Raw genomic sequence first — 21,789 nt, 5'->3', positions numbered from 1 at the left:
ATAATCATCTGGAGATTGAACTATATTGAAATCGTTCAGCTTCATAAAACACACAATATCTTTTAAGAAAGGACTGAATATTATGAGTACGAACACTAAAATTGGACTTAGTATATTAACACTAACAGGAACATATGCTATGGCTAACTTTTCGAAAAAGACCTTAAAAAGAATCGAACGTGAAGTAACTCGTCGTAAAACAAAAAAGATTGTCAAAAATACTTTTAATAATAATAAGAAATTTTTAGATATTTCTGATGATTTATCTGATAGTGAGTTAGATGCTCTTAATCAGTTCTTTAAAAAGGTTGGCACTGAGAAATAAAAGGTCAATCTACACAGGAATTTAGATTTCTTCATAGTAAAGCAACAGGCTACAATTTAGATAAAGGTTAATAGATATTAAATTTTCTTTAATCACAAAAGAAGACCCAATGAAATCAAGCAATAGGATTTCATTGGGTTTTTTCTATTGAATATACATAAATAAGCATTAAAAACAGATTCCCTCAAGGTTTATCTGTTTCTTAGTGGGTTGATTTTTTGCGGTAGTAATTTTTCATGACAAAAATGTAATGTCAGATGAAGGTTCTGTTAGCTACAATTAATATAAGATAAGTTATAATACAAATAGGACATATCACAATTAATCGAAAAAATATTTCGAATAATGCTTTAAATACCAATAATTTATTTGAATAAAATATTGTTTGTTCTTGACGAAACAGAGTATATAAATCCTTGTATTCTGTGTTTTATCAATTGAGCAATGAATCCAGTGTAAAAGAAACACTAATGCTGCAGTAAAGCTGTGAATAAGATTTTTGATAGTTTTTTAAAACGTGAGTATGTCCAACTAACCTTTTTCTTTGATTTTCTAAAAGCATCATATTAAAGTTTAAACATTAAAAAAAATTTTTTTCAGAAGGGAAGATAGCTGTGACTACTAATTTATTAAACAAAGATATTGATCGTAAATTAAGATTGTTGACTATTTTAAGTCAGAATAGATGGATTCAAATTGACTCTTTGGTTTCGGAAATTAAAGTTTCAAAACAAACTGTTCTTAAAGATATTGCTAATTTGAATGATATTTATGATAGTACAATCAATATAAAATTTGATAAGAAAAAAGGGGTCAAATTAGAAGAATTAAAAAATCAAAATATCCAAGCAATTTATATTGATGCTTATAAGAATTCTCGGAAAACAAGCTTGTTAATAGATTTACTTTTAAATCCCCCTCAAAGTTCTTTTGAGTGGGAAAAAAGACTATTTATCAGTCATTCCACGTTGTATAGAGATTTAAAAGATATAAAATCCTTTTTAGCCGATCGACAAATAGTTGTAAATATGGATCCTGTTGAAATAATCAGTAACGATGAAAGACAATTAAGATTCTTCTTCACTCATTATTTACTTAATACCACATATGAATGGCCTTTCGATTTAGATGAAAGTCATATTTCACAATTATCTCTTCATTTGAACAAACAATTTAAATTGAATTTATCTAAATTTGAATTAACAGAATTAGATTATTTGATTGCTTTAACACTAACCAGACAAATCCAAGGGTATTTTATAGACAATGTGGATATCAAGTATGTTGAATTTTTTCATCTAGACTACCATGCTAGTGAGAAAGTGGATGTTTTGATTCTAGATACGGTAAGCAAATTAAACATTTCCAAAGATGTTTTTAACCTTACAAATTTCTATTACACTGTATTTTGGTGGTACTTCGGGTGGGAAAATGAATTGGAATATCAAAAATTAAACAATCAAACAGATGAGTTTATCAATAGTCTAAAAGTAAGATTTGACTGTGAAATGATCGAGACTATAAATATTAAAATAAAAAAATACCTCCTTTCAATTTATCTCAAGCATAAGATTTATCCCAAAGATCACTTAAAGTTTTATGATCGACGGACCATGTTTGCAAATTCATTAGAAATAACCTTCAAAGCTTATCATGAAGAGATACTTGAATTACTATTAATGATGGAAAAACAATCTAATTTTCCTTGGTATTCCATGTATAAGGATCAAATAGTTTCATTTATATTTATCAATTGGAAAAACCTATTCCTCAATTTAGAAAGTAAAAAGCCTACCATTGATGTTCTTGTTGTAAGTGACTTAGGAGAGGGACATACCCAAATGGTCTGTTACTTTTTAGAAAAATACTTTGGTCGGGAAATTCATATGACTACTGCTAATCCAGATGAGATGCGATTAGTACTAAGTACAAATGATTGCGATCTTGTCGTAACAAATATTAAAGATATGGATAATATAAATATTGATTTTTATATTATTGATGACGTGCCTACTTTGCGCAATCTAGAGAATCTTAGAGAAATATTTACCCACTTGACCTATGAAAAAGTGAATAAGCTATCCTCCCTAGTAGGATAAATACTAAGAATATCTTCAGTATATTCACGCTGTGGAAGATCTGAATAATCATAGAAAGCAGACTGATATTTTTTAAAGGATTTGTTTCAATTGGAAATATCAAAACTCATAATCCCATTAAAAGTAGAATAAAATCCGGTTCCTTCAGATTTTTATCCGACTTGAAATCTCCTAATTTTTTTAGTGGAATAATAGAATAAATTTTATACTCAGACTAACAAGTTTGATGGGTATAGCCAGGTGTTAAGACAAAGATCTACAAAACTTCGATCTTCGTTTCAAATCTGATTTTTTCTGTAGAACCATAGACAAAATAATGTCTATGGTTTTTTTTTAAGAATAAAACCCATTGACATATGAATATCTGTTCATATATAATTAGGTCATACATATGAATATTTGTTCATATGAAAGATCTATAAAAGAAAGAAGGGTTTTGAATGGATAACGCAAAATTAAAAGTACACAACCACGAAAAAGCACATGATCACGAAGGACATGAGCACGATCATAGTCATGGCGGAAAATTTACGATAATCATGTTTTTTATTGGAATAGCAGCATTTATCACGGGATTTATTTTGGAAGGAAGCAATGAATTACTTGCCAATATCGCCTTTGTAACTTCTGTAGTAACGGCAGGGTATCATATTATTCTTGAAGGTATTGGGGATACATTTAAGAATTCTATTGCCGAAAAAAAATTCCAACCTAATGTTCACTTTTTAATGGCCCTTGCTACTGCGGGAGCAATTGCGATTGGAAGTTTTGAAGAAGCTGCTATGCTGATTGTCATTTTTGCAGGCGCACACTTTTTAGAAGAATACGTTGATGGAAAAAGTAAAAGAGAAATTACCAATCTGTTAAATCTGAATCCCACTGAAGCGAGAATTCTTCGTTCAGATGGTTCGACAAAAGTTGTTTCTGTTGATGAAGTTAAAATTGGAGATATTCTTCAAGTCCTCAATGGCGCACAAGTCCCAACTGACGGTGTGGTACTTACAGGAACAACGGCGATTGATGAAGCTTCAATTAATGGAGAAAGCATTCCAAAAGAAAAAAGTGTTGGCGATGAAGTCTATGGAAGTACTATAAATGGTGCAGGTACTTTTACCATGGAAGTCACAAAAGATAGCTCAGAAACGGTTTTTTCTAAAATTTTGCAGATGGTTAATCAATCCCAGAAAAGTTTAACGAAGACAGCTACTTTGATTCAACGGCTAGAACCAAAATATGTGACGATCGTTTTAGCCCTATTTCCTCTAGTATTATTAGCAGGACCTTACATCTTTGGTTGGTCTTGGGCGGTTAGTTTATATCGTAGTATGGTGTATCTCATTTCGGTGTCTCCATGTGCTTTGGCTGCTAGCGCAGTACCGACAACTTTAGCAACTATTTCTAATTTATCGAAAAAAGGTGTATTAGTTAAAGGCGGTGCTTTTCTTTCTAAACTACAAGATCTAAAAGCTATTTCATTTGATAAAACTGGAACATTAACGAACGGTAAACCTGTAGTGACCGACTATTCTTTTGAAAAAGGTATGGATGAATCAGAAATGATCGATCTCGTTGTGGCGATGGAAAAGCAATCAAACCATCCACTAGCAACTGCGATTATTAATAAATTTCCTGAAAGAAAGTCCTTAGAATTATCAGTCGAAAACGAAGTGGGCAGAGGATTATCTACTCAATACAAAAATAGCCAATACCGTATCGGGAAACCATCTTCTTTTGGAAATGTATCTTTCGTGTATAGCGAAAAAGAAAAGCAATTGTCATCTGAAGGTAAAACGGTTGTTTACGTAGGTAAAAATGAACATGTGATTGGTCTATTTGCTTTAATGGATGTTCCAAATCAGTATGCGAAAGATGCCATTAATTACTTTAAGGATGCTGGCTTACACACTACTATGATTACTGGTGATGCGAAATTAACTGGTGAAGCCGTTGGGAAACAAATTGGTGTAGATGAAGTTGCTGCCAATGTTATGCCTGAAGACAAAGCAAGTATTGTTCAAGCGCAGCAGCGTAAATATGGTTCAACTGGGATGTTAGGTGATGGTATCAATGATGCTCCAGCTTTAGTTACTGCAGACGTAGGTATCGCGATGGGTGATGGAACGGATGTTGCGATGGATGTAGCAGACTTAGTGTTGATGAAAAATGATTTGTCAAAACTTGTCTACGCTCATAAATTGAGTAAGAAAATGGACAAGGTGACTTGGCAAAATATTTTATTTTCGATGTTTGTCGTCATCTTTTTAGTTACTTTGAATTTTTTAGGAAAGATGGATATTACGATTGGTGTGATCATGCATGAAGGAAGCACAATTGTCGTCATTTTAAATGCTTTAAGGATGTTGCGGACTCCCAAGAAATTTTTATAAAAATAAGTAGGAGTAGAACTGAAGTGAAATTTGTAACTATTGAGGTTAAATCATACCAACAGAAGAAATAATAGATCAAAGGATTAACTTGTTCCCTGTATTAAAGAATAAGATTCGTCCCAAAATATTATTGCTATTAATGGTTGGTAAACGAACTGTGAAGGGAATTAGAGAATGAAGTTATGTATTGATCAAAAAAATTGGCGCTAACATAGTTGTTGTTTTCAGTGAATTTTCCTTTTTAATCTTAATATTTTTATTCCCATATAAACCGAAAAGCCAAAAAGAGTAGCTACTTTTTGGCTTTTCTTTATACATTCTTTGATCATAGAGAAGTTCTTGCACTTCACGATAGCTTAGATTGGAACGAAGATAAGGGGATCAAGGTTAGAATAATCTGAAATTAACTCTTTTAAAAATTAACCATCATCTGTCCTCTAAGCTGTATTTCTCCTATTTTAAAACGAAATAATAATTATCAGAAACATTTACAATTGATTCCACTTTTATATAGTCTTCAATGGTTTTAACCTAATAAAATGGCCTTCAGCAGATTCAATCATCTGTTCTATTTTATAATGAGGAACAAATTCTTGAACATCTGTTTCCAATAACATGACTTCTTTTCCGAAGCCAGGTATTCCGATAACCAGATTTTTTGTTTCTAAATGCAGTTGCATTACATTTTGAAGGTGTTCAGATATCTCTAATAATACTGTTTTATCAGTATTTTGGCAGGCACCTTTTTGATGCAATAGTCGCAAACCATTCCGCAAAATAGTATTGTGAACAGTCTTTTCTCGAATGACTTTATTCCACATGATCGTTTCCTAGGCAACCTTTTCTTCAGTAGTTACGGTCAATCTAATACATAAGTTTTTTCCACACTCAATCAGCTGCTCTGCCACGTCTTTTGGACAATCTACATAAAAAACTATAGCAGAGTAGTCTTTTGAAAGTTTATATAAAATTTCCTTCCCTTGATTTAGTAGAGATGATGGGCTATCTTCCAAATTTTCATAAAAAGTGATCTGCTTATTACGGAAGAAGGTGTGGGGTAATTGTTTTTTTATACCAATGAACGCAATTTTTTCTCCTGGATAATGTTGCTTAATATGACTCCATATTTGTTGTGTAGGTTCTATTTTCTTTTCAAGAATAAACAATTTTTAACTTCCTCTCAGTTTTTAATTATTGTTTGCAGGAAATAGTCCTGCGCTAGTTTGTCTTGCAAAACTATCACCTCCATTCTTGATAAAAAAATAACAAACGATATATATCTATCATAGCACCTTATATTTTTAAAGCAAGGGAAAACAGTAAATTATGCTTTTGAGAAGTAGCTAACCTAATTATTCATTGATTTTAAATTACAAAGAAAAAGATGCATAAGTATTAAAAAAGCGATTCACATGATTATAAATAGTCTTGAATATGATTGATATTATATGCATATCATTCGGTCATTATCCAGTAGGATTAGTTCTTTAAGAAACGAGATCACAGCCTGATCAATAGACATTAATATTATTTATTCAATAAAATATTATCTGTTTCGGTAGAGAGTTTTTATGAAGAAAGTTGTTATATTATGTGTCGCAAGAAGGAGATTCAAAAAGATGGGACACCTTGAGTGCAGATGAAAAATCTTAGCTCTGGGATTTTTTTTGTAAAAAATTCACCAAATTCAATGACACTCAACAGATTTTTAAATCTGCGTCATTTGTTTTTTAAGGCTTTAAATCAATGTTTTTTTAGTGGAAAATAAAATGGGATTTTTCTTATGTTGTGGATTTTTAAAACAGTTGAGTATGGTCTGGAGGAGTGAAAAAATAATTTTAAGATTTTTTTGGACTTTTTCGAGAAATTTTTCGTTATTAGGTGTAAGAGGAAAAATGAGGAGAAAAACTTATGGAAAAGCAACCCTTTACTTGCCGCCAACTATTAAACCGCGACTACCAAAAAATCCAACGTCAAGTGACGAAATATTACAGAAGCACGCCGAATCTAATTCTTTGCCTGAAAATCATCCAAGCGCTATTAATCCGCCGAAATCTTGCAGCTGAGAAACTAGCATTACCACTAGTAGAAATCGTCAAAGAAATCTATTTAAAAAATCCAGCGACACCTGATATGGCTGTTGAAATTTATCAGTTTGGAGAATATTTTACCGCACGAGAATGGCACATACTGATGGAAAAATATCACCAATTAGTACGTTTATATATCTTTATCAAAATTCTCGGGGAAATTTTGAAAAAAAGGGATCGACAAGCTTTATTTTTAAGTGGATAGGACTTCATATTAACGATTAAAAATACTGGTTTAATTCGTGAAGACTAGCGCTCTGAGGATGTTGGGTTTTATGGGAAATAATCGGGAATTGTTTAGTTGGTTGTGATATCACTTGTATACAGAAAATTAGATAAGATACGTTATTTTTAATAACAAATGATTTATTTTTAAGTTTTATTTATTTGTTTAAAATAAGTGGATTATAATAAGCCAAAATCGTTTAATAAAATGACTAACGATTTTGGCTTATTTTGCATATATTATTATAGGTGAATGAATTTTTTTTAATTTATAAATTTCCATTGTTATTTATAAAACGTATCTTGATTGTAACAAAAACAGGAAAAAAGTGCTTTTTGAGACTATTTTTAAAGCATTATTCTTTTCACATAAATTATATTATAAATGATGATCAGTTTCAACATTAAATAATTTATTTCCTTGGAAATTATTTAAATAATGTCTTTATAATGTTAGTTTTATCCATTAAAATGATTTTTTGTGGCTTATTTATGTTAAAAAACGGAATATTAAAATTGTTTTTTTAAACCGTCAAGCTGCGCCGTCAATAAAAGAGAAAGGATGATTATTTTATGACAGCAAAAGGAAATAATATTTACCTAAGAAAGGATGGAAGATGGGAGGGTCGTTATCAAATAAATCGAAAGCTCAATGGACAGATTAAATATGGTTACATTTATGGAAAATCTTTTGAGGAAGTAGCAGAAAAATTAGTGCCATTAAGGAAAAAGACAGAAAAGATGCGCCAACTATACGGAGAAAGCACGGTAACTTATCAAGAATGGATCGACTATACCGGTCATGAGATCTTTGAAGGCTTGAAACCTTCGACTGTGGCAAGTTATCGCTATAAAATTAAGCGCTACCTTTTACCCTTCATGGGAAAGACTTCTTTATATGAAATAACTGAATCTTTTTTAAAGGAAATCACCGTCAAATGGCAAGAAATGGGTTTGTCTAACAGTACCTGTACCGTCATTTTGCGGATACTAAATAAAACCCTGCGCCATGCGGTTGCAAAGAAAATCGTGTCAGAAGACCTTGTTCAAGAGATGCCGAAAATAAAAATACAACCACAAAAAGTTCATGCACTATCACAAAAAGAAGAGCATGCACTAAAAAATGCGGTTGAAAATTATGATGACGATAAAGGAAAAGCGGTCATATTTGCCTTGGATGCAGGACTAAGAATTGGTGAGATCGCTGGTTTAAGATGGGAAGATATTGATTTTGAACAAAATATCATTACGGTAAATCATACATATCAACGAATCGCAAATAACCAAGGACAAGGTACCGAGATGAGCTTAGGATCGGCTAAGACAACGGCTTCTCATCGGATAATCCCCATGTTGAGTGAAGTCAGAGAATTATTGGAAAAAATGAAAAAAACGACAAATAGTCCTTACATATTAAGTGTCAGAGGAAAAGCCTGTGAACCTCGTTTATTGACGTATCATTTTCATTGCATCAGAAAAATGGCGGGCTTAGAAAACATCCATTTCCACCAATTGCGCCATACTTTTGCGACCCGTTGCCTAGAGTCGTCTTCAGATATTTCATCCATTAGTGCCATGATGGGACACGCTTCTACCCAGATGACTCTAGACATTTATACTGATTCTCTATTAGAACAAAGAAGAGCTGTGATTCAAGGATTAGAATATAAAAGCGCCTAGGTGATAACGCTTACTTTTTAGTGAATTCTGAAGCTTTTTTTGGATTTTTTAAGTAAGCGCTAACAACGACTTGTTAATAATTCTTGAAAATATATTGATATTAATACCAATCAAAAAATAGATTTCACTATATATATTGTTATTTATTTGATTTCAAAAAAAAGCCAAAGCCGTCAAAGTCAGCCGTCAATAAATAGACTCCTTGCTACAAAAGACTTTATAACTGTTTTCTTGTTTTTGTTACGACTAGGAAAAAATAAGTGGCTGCCATAACAAGCGCGTCACATACAAGTTTAAGGTTTTTTGTTAGAAAAAGATATCAAATGGCTCAGGTCATTTAATATAAAAAAATAAAAGGAGAGATTTAACATGAAAAGAAAGGTATTGGCAGGTTTATTGGCGAGTGTCAGTGTATTAGGATTAGGTTTATCGGGAACGACAGCGCTTGCAGCAACACAAGAGAGATCATCGGATGCAACGATTGGATTTGCGGAGCCAGAAATTCCAGGAACATTACAATTCAGACATATTCCAGTAACAAATGCTTTTGATTTTGGTGCGAATAATGCTGCTCCAACTGGTTCGAATGGAGTTTTTAACAAGTCCGATAGTGCCTATATTGTTATTCAAGAGGGTCGGGATGAAGTAGTAGGAAATCAATGGGCGTTGTCAGCAAATCTTAGCCAGATTACAAATGTGGCTACTTCTTCAGATATTTTATCAGGTGCTCAATTACTATTTACTGGAACATCGAGAGATTACAATGACCTAACTGGTGATGGGATGACACCACCAACTGCGAATGGTGCTATTAGTAATCAAAGCAATTCGACAGCTATAGCAACAACTCCTAATGTTACGCTTAATCAAGCGAGTGGTAGTCAAAGTTTTCCAGTAGAATTATTAAGAGATGGGACATCTGGCGCTTCTTCTACAGAGGGTTATTCAGCGTTAGAAATGTCAAACATTAGATTAAATGTTATTGCAGATACTGCGAACGCAGGTCAATACAAAGGCACAATCACTTGGTCATTAAATGATCTAGTTTAAACCACACAAAAACCCAAGGGGAATAAACATCGTTTTTTCCCCTTTTTTTAGGAGGAAATGATGAATAATTACAAAGCAACATTTCGAGGAGTCATCCTCCTAGTTCTGGTCAGTTGTGTCTGGTTGTTTCCGAGTCAAGTTCAAGCGGCAGATGAATCTGATGCACAGTCAGCGACAGGTTTTACTGTAGAAGCAGTGATTCCAGATAATCAAGTGGATGTCATGAAGACCTATTTTTATTTAGGGATCGAGCCTGATACGCCGCAAGTGATTCAGGTGAAAGTAAGAAGTACTCAAGAGGCAGCCACGACTGTTCACTTAACCGTACATAATGCGGTCAGTAGTTCGGGAGGATCGATCGATTACACGAGAGTGAATCCTAAACTAGATGAAAGCCTAAAAAATCCAGTGACGGATCTGGTGACCATCAATGGTGGACAGACCGAAGTCACCGTCGCCAACTATGAGGAAAAAACGATCGAGTATACGATCCAGCCACCAGCAGAAAATTTTACTGGGGTGAAATTAGGATCGTTACGATTCGTTGACAGAGATGGCGGGACGCAACAAGCCGGACAGGCAGCATTGAGTTCGGAGTATGGCTATACGATCGCATTGATGTTGACGGAAGATAGAGAGCGTTTTAACTTAGGTGCGGATTTGAAATTAAAGAACGTTAATTTAAAACTATCAAATGGTCGAAAAGTCATTGCAGCAAATATCCAAAATGACCAACCGAAAGTCTTGCAAGAAATGGTGATCGAAGGGCAAGTCAGACGACGAGGACAATCAGATACGATCGTCAGCAATCGTCAGACCAACTTTGCAGTGGCACCGAATTCTAATTTTGACTTCCAATTACCCCTTGATCTGAATAATTTTTCAGCTGGGACTTATGTCTTTACTGGAAAAGCAGAAGGTGCAGGTCGGACTTGGGAATGGGAAGAAGAGTTCACCGTCAGTGGGAATCGAGCGGCGAAGATCAATCGGGAAACAGTCTACAAAATATTGATACCCGGTTGGGTACTGTGGATTGCGGCAGGATTATTTGTGATATGGCTTGGATTAGTTTTCTATCTGTTTAGACGCCAGCGTCGATGGCAGATAAAAGGAGAGTGAGGGGTGTGAGGCAAAGAAAAAAAAGCTGGCTAGTACTGGCTGCTTGTATAGGTATGACGGTACTTCCTACCCAATCCTTTGCTGCCCAATGGCAAGACACGATTGGGATTACTTTCAGTGAGGCGAGTCCGCAACCACCGCCAGAGCCAGCGGAAAGAAACAATGTGATTCCGCTAACCATTAATGTAAGTAGGACACCAGTCAGTCGGGGACGACTTCCTCAGACCGGTGGGACATTTAATCAATGGCAGATCATCGGTCTCGGCTGCGTACTGGCAAGTTTTTGGTTGTTCCTATTCTCACGTTTGAGAAAGGAGGCCACTGATGATTAAAAAAATACTGACAGGTGTCTGTACCTTGTTGATCCTAGGATCGAGCTTTCCTGCGCCAACGATATTCGCAGAGACGATCGATCCCTTAACAGATACAGAGGCAACGATGCCGACAATCACTGATGAACCGACAGTCGCCGCCCAATCAATTATCAACAAAGATGTTCCAGCGGATACCCCGACCACAGAAACCGGTTCAAGTAGTTCATCTGAAAGTAAAGCACAAGGTACGACAAATACCACCAGCTCCACCAACAAGGATGCAAAAGAAGCAACCACTAAAGCTACCAGCGATTCGGATAAAGAAGTTGCTGACAGTGAGGTTGAAGCACAAAGTGATAGTGAAGCAGATGAGGTAGCCTCTGACGACATTAGTGATGCATTGCGTGCAAAGGCTGCAAAAGTCCATGGTATTGAACCAGCTGCCGTGAATGATAAAACACCGATGGTAGAAGGGACTTTTGGAGAAGATGATCCTGAGACTTATATGCTGGATGATACACTTTCTCTTGCATTGAGAAGTAGTGGTATGAATATAACTATAAGTGGGGGTCTATGGAGTGGCGATTTAAAAGATCCTGGTAAATTGACTATAGGAGATATGAAGACGTTACAGGTGGTAATCGTTAGTGATGGCGGACATCCTCCAGTTTTTTCACTAGTTAGGGATCTGATAGGATTGGAATATGCAATCAATATGGACGAATTGGACTGTAGCATGAATGACTTAACTTCTTTAGATTTAACCAAAAATCTTAAACTATCGAAATTAAACTGTCGCAGTAATAAAATTACGGATTTTTCGCTTTATAATAATGGCGCTAATATTGAATCGTTAAGCTGCTTTGGTAATAAAATTGCTGACTTCACGAAGGTCATACAAGCGCAAGAGATATATGCTGATCGGCAAGAAATTACGATTCCTTTATCAGATGTGAAGGTGGATGCAGAAAATAAACTAAAGATCATCGACACTATAAAAATATCTGACAATATCGATTTAACGACAGCGACATATACACCCAATTCTTCTTCATCTAACTCAGAGAAAGAGGCAACCATTGAAGGTAATACGATGAATTTTGAGAACATATCCAAGCAAACGCTTAGTGAAGGTTCGATATTATATGACAGTGATGAAAGTACGACTAATTCTGGTTTTTTTATGTATGCTTGCACAATCACCTTCGAAGACTACAATCCTCAACTATTAAGTGAAGGTGACAATAGTCTGGAATATAGTATTGACAAGAATTTATCAACAGCTTTGCGGGCTCAAAGTGGATGGGATGGTTATAGAAAAAATGCTGGGGAATTGACCGTCGATGATATGGTTACTCTTACAGAGGCAGCTGTGTCATATCGCAATCTTCAGTCGATAAAAGGGCTAGAGTTTGCGACCAATCTGACGGAATTAAATTGTTCAAACAATCAGTTGACTAGTTTGGAACAGCTCAAGGGCTTGCCTCTTGTTGATTTAAATTGTAGGGATAATCAGTTGACCAGTCTAGAGCCGATCAAAGATCTGCCTATTGAAGTCTTAGATTTTTCCAAAAATAAAGTGAGTGATGTGTCCTGTCTGTTTACATCAAAAACCTTAGATAGAGTGACTGGATCGAATAATTCTGTTAGTGATATCTCAGGTTTTTCAGGACTATCTAGTTTGTACATGGGATCCCAATCAATTACTATTCCGGTTGAAACATGGTCGGCTATAGAGGATCAAAAGTTAGTTCTCAACAATTTAAGGACTACTGGGGAAACTGATAGAATGACAATCGTGGAGACAACATATCCTCAGCCATCAGGAAGTACCATATCATGGGATGGTGATCAAATCACATTTTCCGGATATACGAGAAGAGATTTATCAGGTGGTATTTATTATACATTTGAATATGACAGTGCGAAATTGACTGGAGCTGAAACAATAGAGTTTTATGGAAGATTAGTGCTTGAAGCAGATGATAATCATTACTTATTTGAAGGTTTGGAGGGTGAAGGACAGGCTGGGATTGATTCTAAATTAGCTGAAATTTTAAGGACAGATAAAGCTGCCACCAATGATGGCGGTCCATGGAGCGGCTTTAAAAAGCCAGTAAATAATATAACGGCAGCCGATATGGAGAACTTAACTAGTGTTGATGTTTCTGGAAAAGAGCTGACTTCATTGTTTGGTATGTATCATGCTAAAAACTTAATAAAATTTAAAGCAAATAATAATCAGTTAACTAGCTTAAATCACCTGCTAACAACAACACTATTAGAAGAAATAAATGTTGACGATAACCAACTAACTAGCTTAAATTTTGGTTATTTTGCAGAAGATTTAGCAACGAAGCGAATATCTGCAAATAATAATCAGCTAACTAACTTAGATGATCTGGCAGGCATGACGAAATTAGAAGAAATTAGCCTTAATGACAACCAATTAACCAACTTGGATGGTCTGACAGATATGACCACACTAGAAGAAATTAGTGTTAATGATAATCAACTAACTAACTTGGATCATTTGGCGAACAATACGTCAATGAAGCGGTTATCTGTAAAAAATAATAAAATTATAGATATCAAAACGGTTGAAGGTTTTTCAGAATTAGAAGTGGCTGATCTTCAGGGACAGAGAATCCAAAGCAGGTACCGTCCACAATTTACGATAAGACGTTTTAATGATGACTTTGTCAATTATTTCGCTCGTTTGAATGTCCTTGGTACTGCCGATCATACTAATTATGCGTTTAGTGTGAGGCGGTCCGATAATAGTATTGAACCTGATGCGTCTGCTTCCGTATCTGTACCCAATTCTGTAAACTTTACCGCTTTAAGACGATCAGCTTTCAACAATGGTACTACTCTTTATTTTGAAAGAGATAAAAATATTCTCGCCGATAATATCACTTTTACTGGAAATATCAGTTTTTTAGAATACACTGGGACAGTACTAAGAGAAGTAGATGATTACCTAAGCTACAGCGATACAATAAATACTAAATTTGCTGAGTTATTACGAACGAACAGTGACTTAACAAACGATGGTGAAGCGTGGAGTGGCGATGGTAAACCAGTAAATCGCCTGACAGATTTAGACATGGAAGCATTAACCAGTATTGATGTCTCTAATAGTGATTTAACTTCTATACAGGGGATTGAATTCGCTGCATTTTTAAAAAGTTTTAAAGCAAATAATAACGATATTGGACGAGTAGATCTCAGACAAGTAGATCTCACAGGGAACAAAGAATTGGAAACTTTGGAATTGAATCATAACTCGTTAACGACGCTCGATTTGAAGAATCAAACAAAGTTGACTTCCTTAGACTGTGGATCGAATCAAATGACCAATAGTCAGATTTTTAGTGGATTAACTAATTTAACTACATTGAAAATTGGTGGTAATTCTTTCGATAACTTTGATGGTATTAGTGGTTTGACTGACTTAACTACTTTGGCAGTTAACGATAGTAAACTCAGTGATCTCGATATTCTTAACGATTTTCCAAACTTGAAATCTTTGGATATTAGTAACAATCAATTAAGTGATATTAGCAAAGTTAGTGATCTGAAAAATTTAACTACCTTGAATGCAGACAAGAATCAAATCAAAGATATCACTAGTATTGACCAAATGAGTAATCTAAAAGATGCCACTTTAGATGATCAATTATTACAACCACCTTACCCACGTTTTTGGAAGGATGGCGATCAGTTTAAAGCGACGATTGATTATTTGAAGATGAATGTCTCTAATGGTGTTACTTTTACAGCCGACACAGATAACGCTAGTGGCGTATCAGTAAAAACTGAGGGAAACAATATTATTGCTACCAGCGGAAGCAAAGTAAGTCTTGATGGACAAACAATTTATTTTAAACGAACTGGTAAGGGAATTTCTTTCAGTGGGACGCTCGAGTATAGTGAAGCTACTTTATCCGAAGGTCGACCAAATGATGGATCGAATGGTGATTATGATATCGATGCAGATTTTGCGGAGGCTATAAGAAAAGGATCTGGTCATATAGTGACAAGTGACCTCACTCCTTGGAGTGGCAGGGAGAAAGAAGCCAATACACTTACCAGAGAAGACATGGAAGCAATCACAGCGCTCGCTGTTAATGACTTGGGACTAGATTCGGTGAAAGGGCTCAACTTTGCTAAAAATTTAGAGCATTATACAGGCGTTAATAATAACTTGACCAATCTGGATGATTTCAGGGAAAACAGTAACTTAACTTTTATTTATATTGTCCGGAATAAGATTGCTGACATCACTGGAATACCATTCAAAGATGGAACGATAGATGCATCGGCACAAATCATTAGTATGGACTTTCCTGATTTTAAAAAGCAAAGTGATGGAACATACAAAGCGACCATTGATCTGTTGAAAATACCAAATATGAGCTCGTCACCATGGACGAGTGAACAATATATACTTAGTGATATGAATGAAGATAGTCCAGTTACAGCATCGAAAGAAGCAGGTTCAAATAAGTTAGTCTTAACTTCAGCTACTTTTCCAAAATTGGATCAAATATATCTTGAATTTTTATGGCGAGGTCCCAATAGAACCTTTGCGGGTGCTATCAACATTGAATCTGAAGAGTTTTTAACAGAAGGTAGTCCTGGCGATATAGAGCCCTATGATATTGATGCTACATTAGCCCAAGCTCTAAGAAGCGGCGAAGCTGAGGTGACAACAGTCAGTAGTAATCCTTGGAGTGGTAAAGATAAACCAGCTGATCGAATTAGTAAACGAGATATGGCTGATATTTTATCCATCAAAGCAGTGAATCAAAACCTTGTTTCACTATATGGGATTGAACATGCGACGAATCTTCAAACAATCAATGTCAACCAGAATAAGTTAACCAGTCTGAATGAATTAAAGTCAAATGCAGAATTAACAGCTATCGATGCAAATGAAAATCAGATTAATGATATCTCTGTTATTGGAGGTTTGACTAAATTGACGACAGTTAATGCAAAGGACCAAGCGTTTACGGTGGATTATTATCCGACCTTTACAGCAGATGGTGCTAATTATAAGACAACGGTTGATCCTTTGAAGATGCCGACAGGTTATTCAGTCGAGTCGGCGAAAATAGTTGATGAGACACAAAACAAAAAAGCCACAATCAAACCAAATGGCGCCGCAATCGATGTCACCGGCCTAATGCGATCAATCTTAAATGGTCACCAGCTTAACTTTTCTGTAACACAGCCTATGAACCCTGCAGTCAGCTTTAATGGAAATATTAGCTTTGCTGCGTATGCAGGGACGAAACTGATAGAGGGTTCAGAAAACTCAGGACACGGTTTCGATTTGCATACAAACTTAGCTACTAGGTTAAGAGACAAAAAAATAAATGGCGTTACAATCGCAGGTGGTGGTGAATGGGTCGGTAAAGAAAAAGCTCGAAATCAAATCACCGATCTCGACATGGAAGAGTTGATCGGGATATATATCCGTCCGAGCAACATGAGTTCTCTAAAAGGTATCGAATATGCAACAAATATAACTTCATTAAGTGCATATCAGAACGCTATCACAGATGTTAATTTGACAAAAAATATCAAATTAACAAGCTTAAATATAGGACGTAATTCCTTAACATCAATTGACCTGACACAGAATACGGCATTAACAGCGTTGGACGTTTCTATTAATAGTCTACAAAGTATTGATCTCAGTAAGAATACTGAATTAATATCGTTTCAGGGGCAATCTAATTCTAGCCTCAAAACGATTGATTTCAGTAAGAACACGAAACTTACCACAATTAATACGGGGAGTACCGGATTAACAGAAATTGATCTCTCGATGTTACCCGATTTAGCTGACGTAAGGGTGTACTCATGTGATAACTTAGAAAGAATGATTTTTGGTGAAGGAAACACAAAGGCAATGACGACATTGTTTTGCCGTAGCAACCCGAAAATTACTGAAGTTGAAGGAATCAATTTTTTGACAAACCTGACAACATTGCAGTTCTACGCCAATAATATCAGCGATATCGATTCTTTAAGTGACTTGAAGAACCTTACTACATTGAATATCTCTCAGAATCAAATCAGTGATATTTCTAGTCTAAGTGGGATGACAGAATTAACATCCCTAAATGTAAGTAACAACAAAATCAGTGATATCAGTAGTCTAAGTGCCAAACCTAAGTTAACAACTTTGAATGCCAGTAATCAACAGATCCAAGTTGACATTCCAAGGTTTGATCTTAGTAAAGGCACAGGGATCGTCGATGTGCTGACGACAACCAACGGTACTGGATTGACTGCAAATTTGGTGGCAAGTGATCTTGAAGGTGCAACTGTAACAAATACTGCAGACAGTGATGATATCACTATCGGCGGTGTAGCCGCGCGAGATTTTGCAGGACAAAGTATTACATTTGAATACGCTGGTGCAAGTTTAGGTGAAGGTGCGACTACTGCAGATACTAAGACATTTGACGGAACGATTACTTTTAATGAGTATACCGGTCGGAAACTTATCGAAGGTGTTCCTGACGCAAGTGGTAATGAGGACTACGATCTTAATAAGATTTTAGCAGACAGATTAAGAAAAAATAGCGCTGATTGGACAACAAACACTGGTTTATGGAGCGGCACAAATAAACCGACAAATGAAATCACTGACCTTGATATGGAGGAATTGATCACAATTACTGTTGCAGGTGGATCTGGCTCAGCTAGAGGTAATTTAACATCAATAAAAGGTGTGAACTTTGCGACAAATATTACTTCGTTGAACGCGCGTTATCACAGGATTACTAAAGTAGATCTGACTAACAATACGAAGCTGAGTAATGTGGTTCTTCGCCAAAATCAATTGAAAACGATTGATCTTAGCAACAATACAGATTTAACACGTTTAGAAATTGATAACAATCAGTTAGAGGTTCTGGATGTCAGTAACAACAAAGAATTGACTGAGCTGATTATTCATGTCAATAAAATCAGTGATATCAGTAGCTTTAAGAACTTGACCAAGTTAGTCAGCTTGAATGCCCATGAAAATCAAATCTCAGACATTAGCAGTGTAAGTGAATTGACAATGTTAAATTACTTGAATATTAATACCAATCAAGTCAGTGAGGTCCCTAGTCTTGAAAAGCTGACCAGCTTAACAACATTGACATTGAGGAATAATCAAATCCGTGATCTTACAAACGTTGAAGCCTTGAAAAATCAAACAACTGTAAATCTAACTGCAAACTTAAGTAATCAAACATTCAAGTTAGCTTACCCGACTTTTACTGAGGTAGAGGGCAAATATACGACGGCAATCGATCACTTGAAGATGACTGACTCGTCGACATTAAGCGCAACTATCGCAGATTCGGATGCAGAGATTACTTATGACGCCAGCCAAATCATCATAACTGGCTCGTCACGATCGGTTCTAAATGGTAAAACGATTAGTTTTGAAAGGAATACCACCGGAATAACCTTCACAGGGACGATTGACTTTGATGAGTATGCTGGGACAGCGCTTAGAGAGGGTCCGACAGACCTATATCCTACTGATTATGATCTTGATACCAATTTAGGTGACTTACTAAGTAAAGAGAAGAATCCTTGGAATAAAGCCAATGTGACGAATCTGGGAAATGCTTGGAGTGGTCTAAAAAAAGGTAAACACGAAATAACGGATCTGGATATGGAACAATTGACTTTGATTAATGGTGCTGGAGTTAGTTCAAACTATGGAAACCTTACTTCTTTGAAAGGCATTAACTACGCCATAAATTTGAAAAAATTGAATGTGGATCGTAATCAACTTACAGATGTAGATGTTACGAAAAACCTTGTGCTAGATGAAATTACTTTAATTTACAATCGATTAGAAACAATTGATGTGACTCAGAATAAAGCATTGTCGACGCTTTTGATGAGTGATAACAAAATCCAAGGGACGATTGATACTAGTCAAAATGAGAATTTAACCATCCTAAATGTCTATAATCAAACAGATGAAAAACTAGAAGACAAGAATAATCTGACATCACTTGATTTAGATAATAATAAGAAGTTGAAAGAACTGAATGTCGGGAATAACCCTAATCTCAAAAAGGTTACTTTAAATAATAAAGATAATTTTGATCATCTAGTCATCTATAACACAGGTCTGACCGAGTTAGATTTAAGTAATACGCCTAACTTGAAATATTTAAATGCAAGCAACAACCAAATTAGTGATATTAGTGGCTTCATTAATTTAACGAAATTAGCAACAATGAACGTCAGTAATCAAAAACTGACTACTTCTATTCCATTAATTGATGGGACCAAAAAAGCAGAAGTCGATCTGTTAAAAACAACTGCTGGAAGTATTTTGACTACCTCTAGAAATAGCACTAACTTGATTACGCCAGAAGCAGAATATGGTTCTGTTGGTGATAAAGCAGTGCTATCAAATGTAACAAGAAGTAGTCTAAGCGGAAAATCTTATAATTTTAGTTACAGCAATCTGCAAGAAGGTGCTACATCAGGTACGAAATCATTTAATGGTACAGTCACTTTTGATAAGGCCAGTGATACCAATCAAACTTTAGAAGCAGATAAGACGAAAGCTGAGATTGGAGAAACGGTCGGTTTTTCTTGGAATGTTTATAGTATCGGTGACATAGATATGAAGGATGTTCAAGCTAAACTGGATTTACCAGAAGGATTAGCAGTGGATGCAGAGAGTATTAAAGTCACAAATGGTACTGCTATTACGCCTCCGGCAGACTTTAATAATGAAATAAGTATCGGCGATATTGTTAAGGGAGCTTCGGCGACAATTACCTTTAACGCTACTGTCCAAGATACCGAAGTCTTAAAATGGTTAACGACGACTGGAACAGTGACATGGGCGGATACAACGGGTGATGCAACAAGATTCACTAGTACCGCCACTACAAAAGTCCAAGTCAAAGACGACCAACAAAGTTATACACCAAGTAATGAAGGTTTAGCGATTACTTCGGTGCCAGCTGGTTTCAATTTTGGTTATCGCTCAAGATCGGATAAAGAAGCTTTATATCCTTTGAGAGAATCTGATTATCAGTACAATACGAAAGTACCGCAAAATGGTTTCTATGTGCGGGTGCAAAATAATCAGTCAACGAACAGCGGCTGGTCATTATCAGCAAGTCTTTCAAACTTTAGTAATCAACAAGGGATCATGCCATTTGGTAATGGTACAAGTTTGAACTTTAGCAGTATGTCAATCAAAAATGTACTTCAGCCAGATACAGAAGACGAGATATTTAATGACTCTCCGACTGGTATACCTACTACTGTAGGTACAACTGAATTAGCTTCTGGAGGTTCGCCTCAGAGACTGACCTCGGCAGATCAGGCACAAGGAGCTGGTACTTGGCAACTTCAAATCCCATTTAATGGTGTTGAATTACAATTACCATCAAATGCCGGAAAGACTGGAGAAAAATACAATGCAACGGTGAGCTGGTCCTTGGACAATACGCCGTAGAAAGGATGAGAGTATGACAATCTCGATATGGATCGCAATCTTTGGTGGACTGGGAATGGTCAGTCTCATCAGTTTCATGTTTTTCTTTATTAAAGATAGTCGCTTGAGAGTGGAACAACAAAAAAATCCTCTCGCACTGTTAGTTGACGGTGGACTATTATGTGTAGCGTTGCTGGCAGTGATCGCGGCAGTCTTGTTGTATCTCAACTGGCAAGAACAATTAAATCAATTTATTAGTTAAAAAAAGGGCTGTGGGTCATCTACTCACAGCCCGTTACATAAAAAATGACAAGCGGGTGATTAGGAATGTGTAGGGTATTATTTTTAACTAAAAGTATCTCAGTAGAAATCGAATTAGAAGAAAAAATCAGACATCTGGGTCATGAAGTTTTATGCAGCACGACTCTTTTAAATACAATCAAAAAACATGCTTTACCAAAAAGTTTCCTCGAAACTTTCCAAATAGTAGTCCTGAGTGAAACGTTGACCAATCAAGAAACTAAGGTGATTTTGGAAGATATTGGCTTAAGCTCTTTAGGCATCATCCAATTAAAAGATGGCCCGTTAACAGAAGATGATCATCAAGAAAAAAAAGTGACCTATATGTCCCCAAGAGTTTCCTTAACCGAATTGAGAGAAGCCCTTAGTCACTATGATTCACCAGAAAAAATGGGACGTTATGCGGAAACTTTAGAAGATGTCGTAGATCGTCTAGGTTTAAGTAAAAGAGAAAGAACCCTATTGAACATATTAGCAGATACGCCGGGCACTCCTTTTTCACGGGCAGACTTATGTCAGAAAATCTGGAATAAAGAACTCAGCCTGTCTACCAAATGCCAACTATCTAATCTGGTAAAAAGGATCAAGGATAAACTAGAAGAAAATGAGCTGGATCATCTCAAGATTATGACAGTTCGGAATGTCGGGTATATGTTGAAAGTGGCTTAAAGGTAAGAATAAATAGGGGAATACTTTGACGTGACGAC

General features: G+C 35.8%; 13 protein-coding genes. 11 read left to right on the top strand and 2 right to left on the bottom strand.

Annotated features, from left to right (window positions below; genetic code table 11):
* The first annotated feature begins 82 nt into the window (after positions 1–82).
* The 3 genes from KUA55_RS16495 to KUA55_RS16485 all read left to right on the top strand — a co-directional run bounded on the left by KUA55_RS16495 (position 83) and on the right by KUA55_RS16485 (position 4,811).
* On the top strand, positions 83–325 hold the full coding sequence (locus KUA55_RS16495) for a hypothetical protein (protein WP_218327497.1): 243 nt from the start codon (positions 83–85) through the stop codon (positions 323–325).
* A 614-nt stretch (positions 326–939) separates the two neighbouring features.
* Positions 940–2,424, top strand: a complete 1,485-nt coding sequence (locus tag KUA55_RS16490; protein WP_218327496.1) for an AcpB/EbpR/MafR family transcriptional regulator — start codon at positions 940–942, stop codon at positions 2,422–2,424.
* 440 nt (positions 2,425–2,864) lie between these two features.
* Positions 2,865–4,811 (top strand): heavy metal translocating P-type ATPase, encoded by a 1,947-nt coding sequence (locus tag KUA55_RS16485; RefSeq protein ID WP_218327495.1) that lies wholly within the window; start codon positions 2,865–2,867, stop codon positions 4,809–4,811.
* 506 nt (positions 4,812–5,317) lie between these two features.
* On the opposite strand, the gene KUA55_RS16480 is transcribed toward KUA55_RS16485, so the two are convergent.
* Both KUA55_RS16480 and KUA55_RS16475 read right to left on the bottom strand, forming a co-directional pair.
* Complete coding sequence (locus KUA55_RS16480) at positions 5,318–5,632, bottom strand: hypothetical protein (RefSeq protein ID WP_218327494.1); 315 nt, start codon at positions 5,630–5,632, stop codon at positions 5,318–5,320.
* A 9-nt stretch (positions 5,633–5,641) separates the two neighbouring features.
* Positions 5,642–5,977 (bottom strand): hypothetical protein, encoded by a 336-nt coding sequence (locus tag KUA55_RS16475; RefSeq protein WP_218327493.1) that lies wholly within the window; start codon positions 5,975–5,977, stop codon positions 5,642–5,644.
* 745 nt (positions 5,978–6,722) lie between these two features.
* Between KUA55_RS16475 and KUA55_RS16470 the strand changes: the two genes are divergently transcribed.
* The 8 genes from KUA55_RS16470 to KUA55_RS16435 all read left to right on the top strand — a co-directional run bounded on the left by KUA55_RS16470 (position 6,723) and on the right by KUA55_RS16435 (position 21,751).
* On the top strand, positions 6,723–7,106 hold the full coding sequence (locus tag KUA55_RS16470) for a hypothetical protein (protein ID WP_218327492.1): 384 nt from the start codon (positions 6,723–6,725) through the stop codon (positions 7,104–7,106).
* 593 nt (positions 7,107–7,699) lie between these two features.
* On the top strand, positions 7,700–8,806 hold the full coding sequence (locus KUA55_RS16465; protein WP_218327491.1) for a tyrosine-type recombinase/integrase: 1,107 nt from the start codon (positions 7,700–7,702) through the stop codon (positions 8,804–8,806).
* Positions 8,807–9,175: 369 nt separating this feature from the next.
* Positions 9,176–9,856: a WxL domain-containing protein gene (locus KUA55_RS16460; protein ID WP_218327490.1), complete on the top strand. Its 681-nt coding sequence runs from the start codon at positions 9,176–9,178 to the stop codon at positions 9,854–9,856.
* Between the two features lie 60 nt (positions 9,857–9,916).
* Positions 9,917–10,975, top strand: coding sequence for a DUF3324 domain-containing protein (locus tag KUA55_RS16455; RefSeq protein ID WP_218327489.1), 1,059 nt, complete (start codon positions 9,917–9,919; stop codon positions 10,973–10,975).
* 5 nt (positions 10,976–10,980) lie between these two features.
* Positions 10,981–11,307, top strand: coding sequence for an LPXTG cell wall anchor domain-containing protein (locus tag KUA55_RS16450; RefSeq protein ID WP_218327488.1), 327 nt, complete (start codon positions 10,981–10,983; stop codon positions 11,305–11,307).
* Positions 11,300–20,803, top strand: a complete 9,504-nt coding sequence (locus KUA55_RS16445; protein ID WP_218327487.1) for a leucine-rich repeat domain-containing protein — start codon at positions 11,300–11,302, stop codon at positions 20,801–20,803. The genes KUA55_RS16450 and KUA55_RS16445 overlap by 8 nt, the downstream gene beginning before the upstream one ends.
* A gap of 13 nt (positions 20,804–20,816) precedes the next feature.
* Positions 20,817–21,044: a hypothetical protein gene (locus KUA55_RS16440; protein ID WP_218327486.1), complete on the top strand. Its 228-nt coding sequence runs from the start codon at positions 20,817–20,819 to the stop codon at positions 21,042–21,044.
* Between the two features lie 65 nt (positions 21,045–21,109).
* Positions 21,110–21,751, top strand: coding sequence for a winged helix-turn-helix domain-containing protein (locus tag KUA55_RS16435; RefSeq protein ID WP_218327485.1), 642 nt, complete (start codon positions 21,110–21,112; stop codon positions 21,749–21,751).
* Positions 21,752–21,789 lie beyond the last annotated feature (38 nt).

It is taken from the genome of Enterococcus alishanensis, assembly GCF_019218635.1.
Classification (GTDB): domain Bacteria; phylum Bacillota; class Bacilli; order Lactobacillales; family Enterococcaceae; genus Enterococcus_A; species Enterococcus_A alishanensis.
This window is presented reverse-complemented; position numbering and strand designations above follow the sequence as displayed.

What these genes read in the sequence shown, in the direction of transcription:
- KUA55_RS16495 (WP_218327497.1), top strand. Translation starts at nt 83, where the DNA reads ATGAGTACGAACACTAAAATTGGACTTAGTATATTAACACTAACAGGA.
- KUA55_RS16485 (WP_218327495.1), top strand. Translation starts at nt 2,865, where the DNA reads ATGGATAACGCAAAATTAAAAGTACACAACCACGAAAAAGCACATGAT.
- KUA55_RS16480 (WP_218327494.1), bottom strand. Translation starts at nt 5,632, where the DNA reads ATGTGGAATAAAGTCATTCGAGAAAAGACTGTTCACAATACTATTTTG.
- KUA55_RS16470 (WP_218327492.1), top strand. Translation starts at nt 6,723, where the DNA reads ATGGAAAAGCAACCCTTTACTTGCCGCCAACTATTAAACCGCGACTAC.
- KUA55_RS16465 (WP_218327491.1), top strand. Translation starts at nt 7,700, where the DNA reads ATGACAGCAAAAGGAAATAATATTTACCTAAGAAAGGATGGAAGATGG.
- KUA55_RS16460 (WP_218327490.1), top strand. Translation starts at nt 9,176, where the DNA reads ATGAAAAGAAAGGTATTGGCAGGTTTATTGGCGAGTGTCAGTGTATTA.
- KUA55_RS16455 (WP_218327489.1), top strand. Translation starts at nt 9,917, where the DNA reads ATGAATAATTACAAAGCAACATTTCGAGGAGTCATCCTCCTAGTTCTG.
- KUA55_RS16445 (WP_218327487.1), top strand. Translation starts at nt 11,300, where the DNA reads ATGATTAAAAAAATACTGACAGGTGTCTGTACCTTGTTGATCCTAGGA.
- KUA55_RS16440 (WP_218327486.1), top strand. Translation starts at nt 20,817, where the DNA reads ATGACAATCTCGATATGGATCGCAATCTTTGGTGGACTGGGAATGGTC.
- KUA55_RS16435 (WP_218327485.1), top strand. Translation starts at nt 21,110, where the DNA reads ATGTGTAGGGTATTATTTTTAACTAAAAGTATCTCAGTAGAAATCGAA.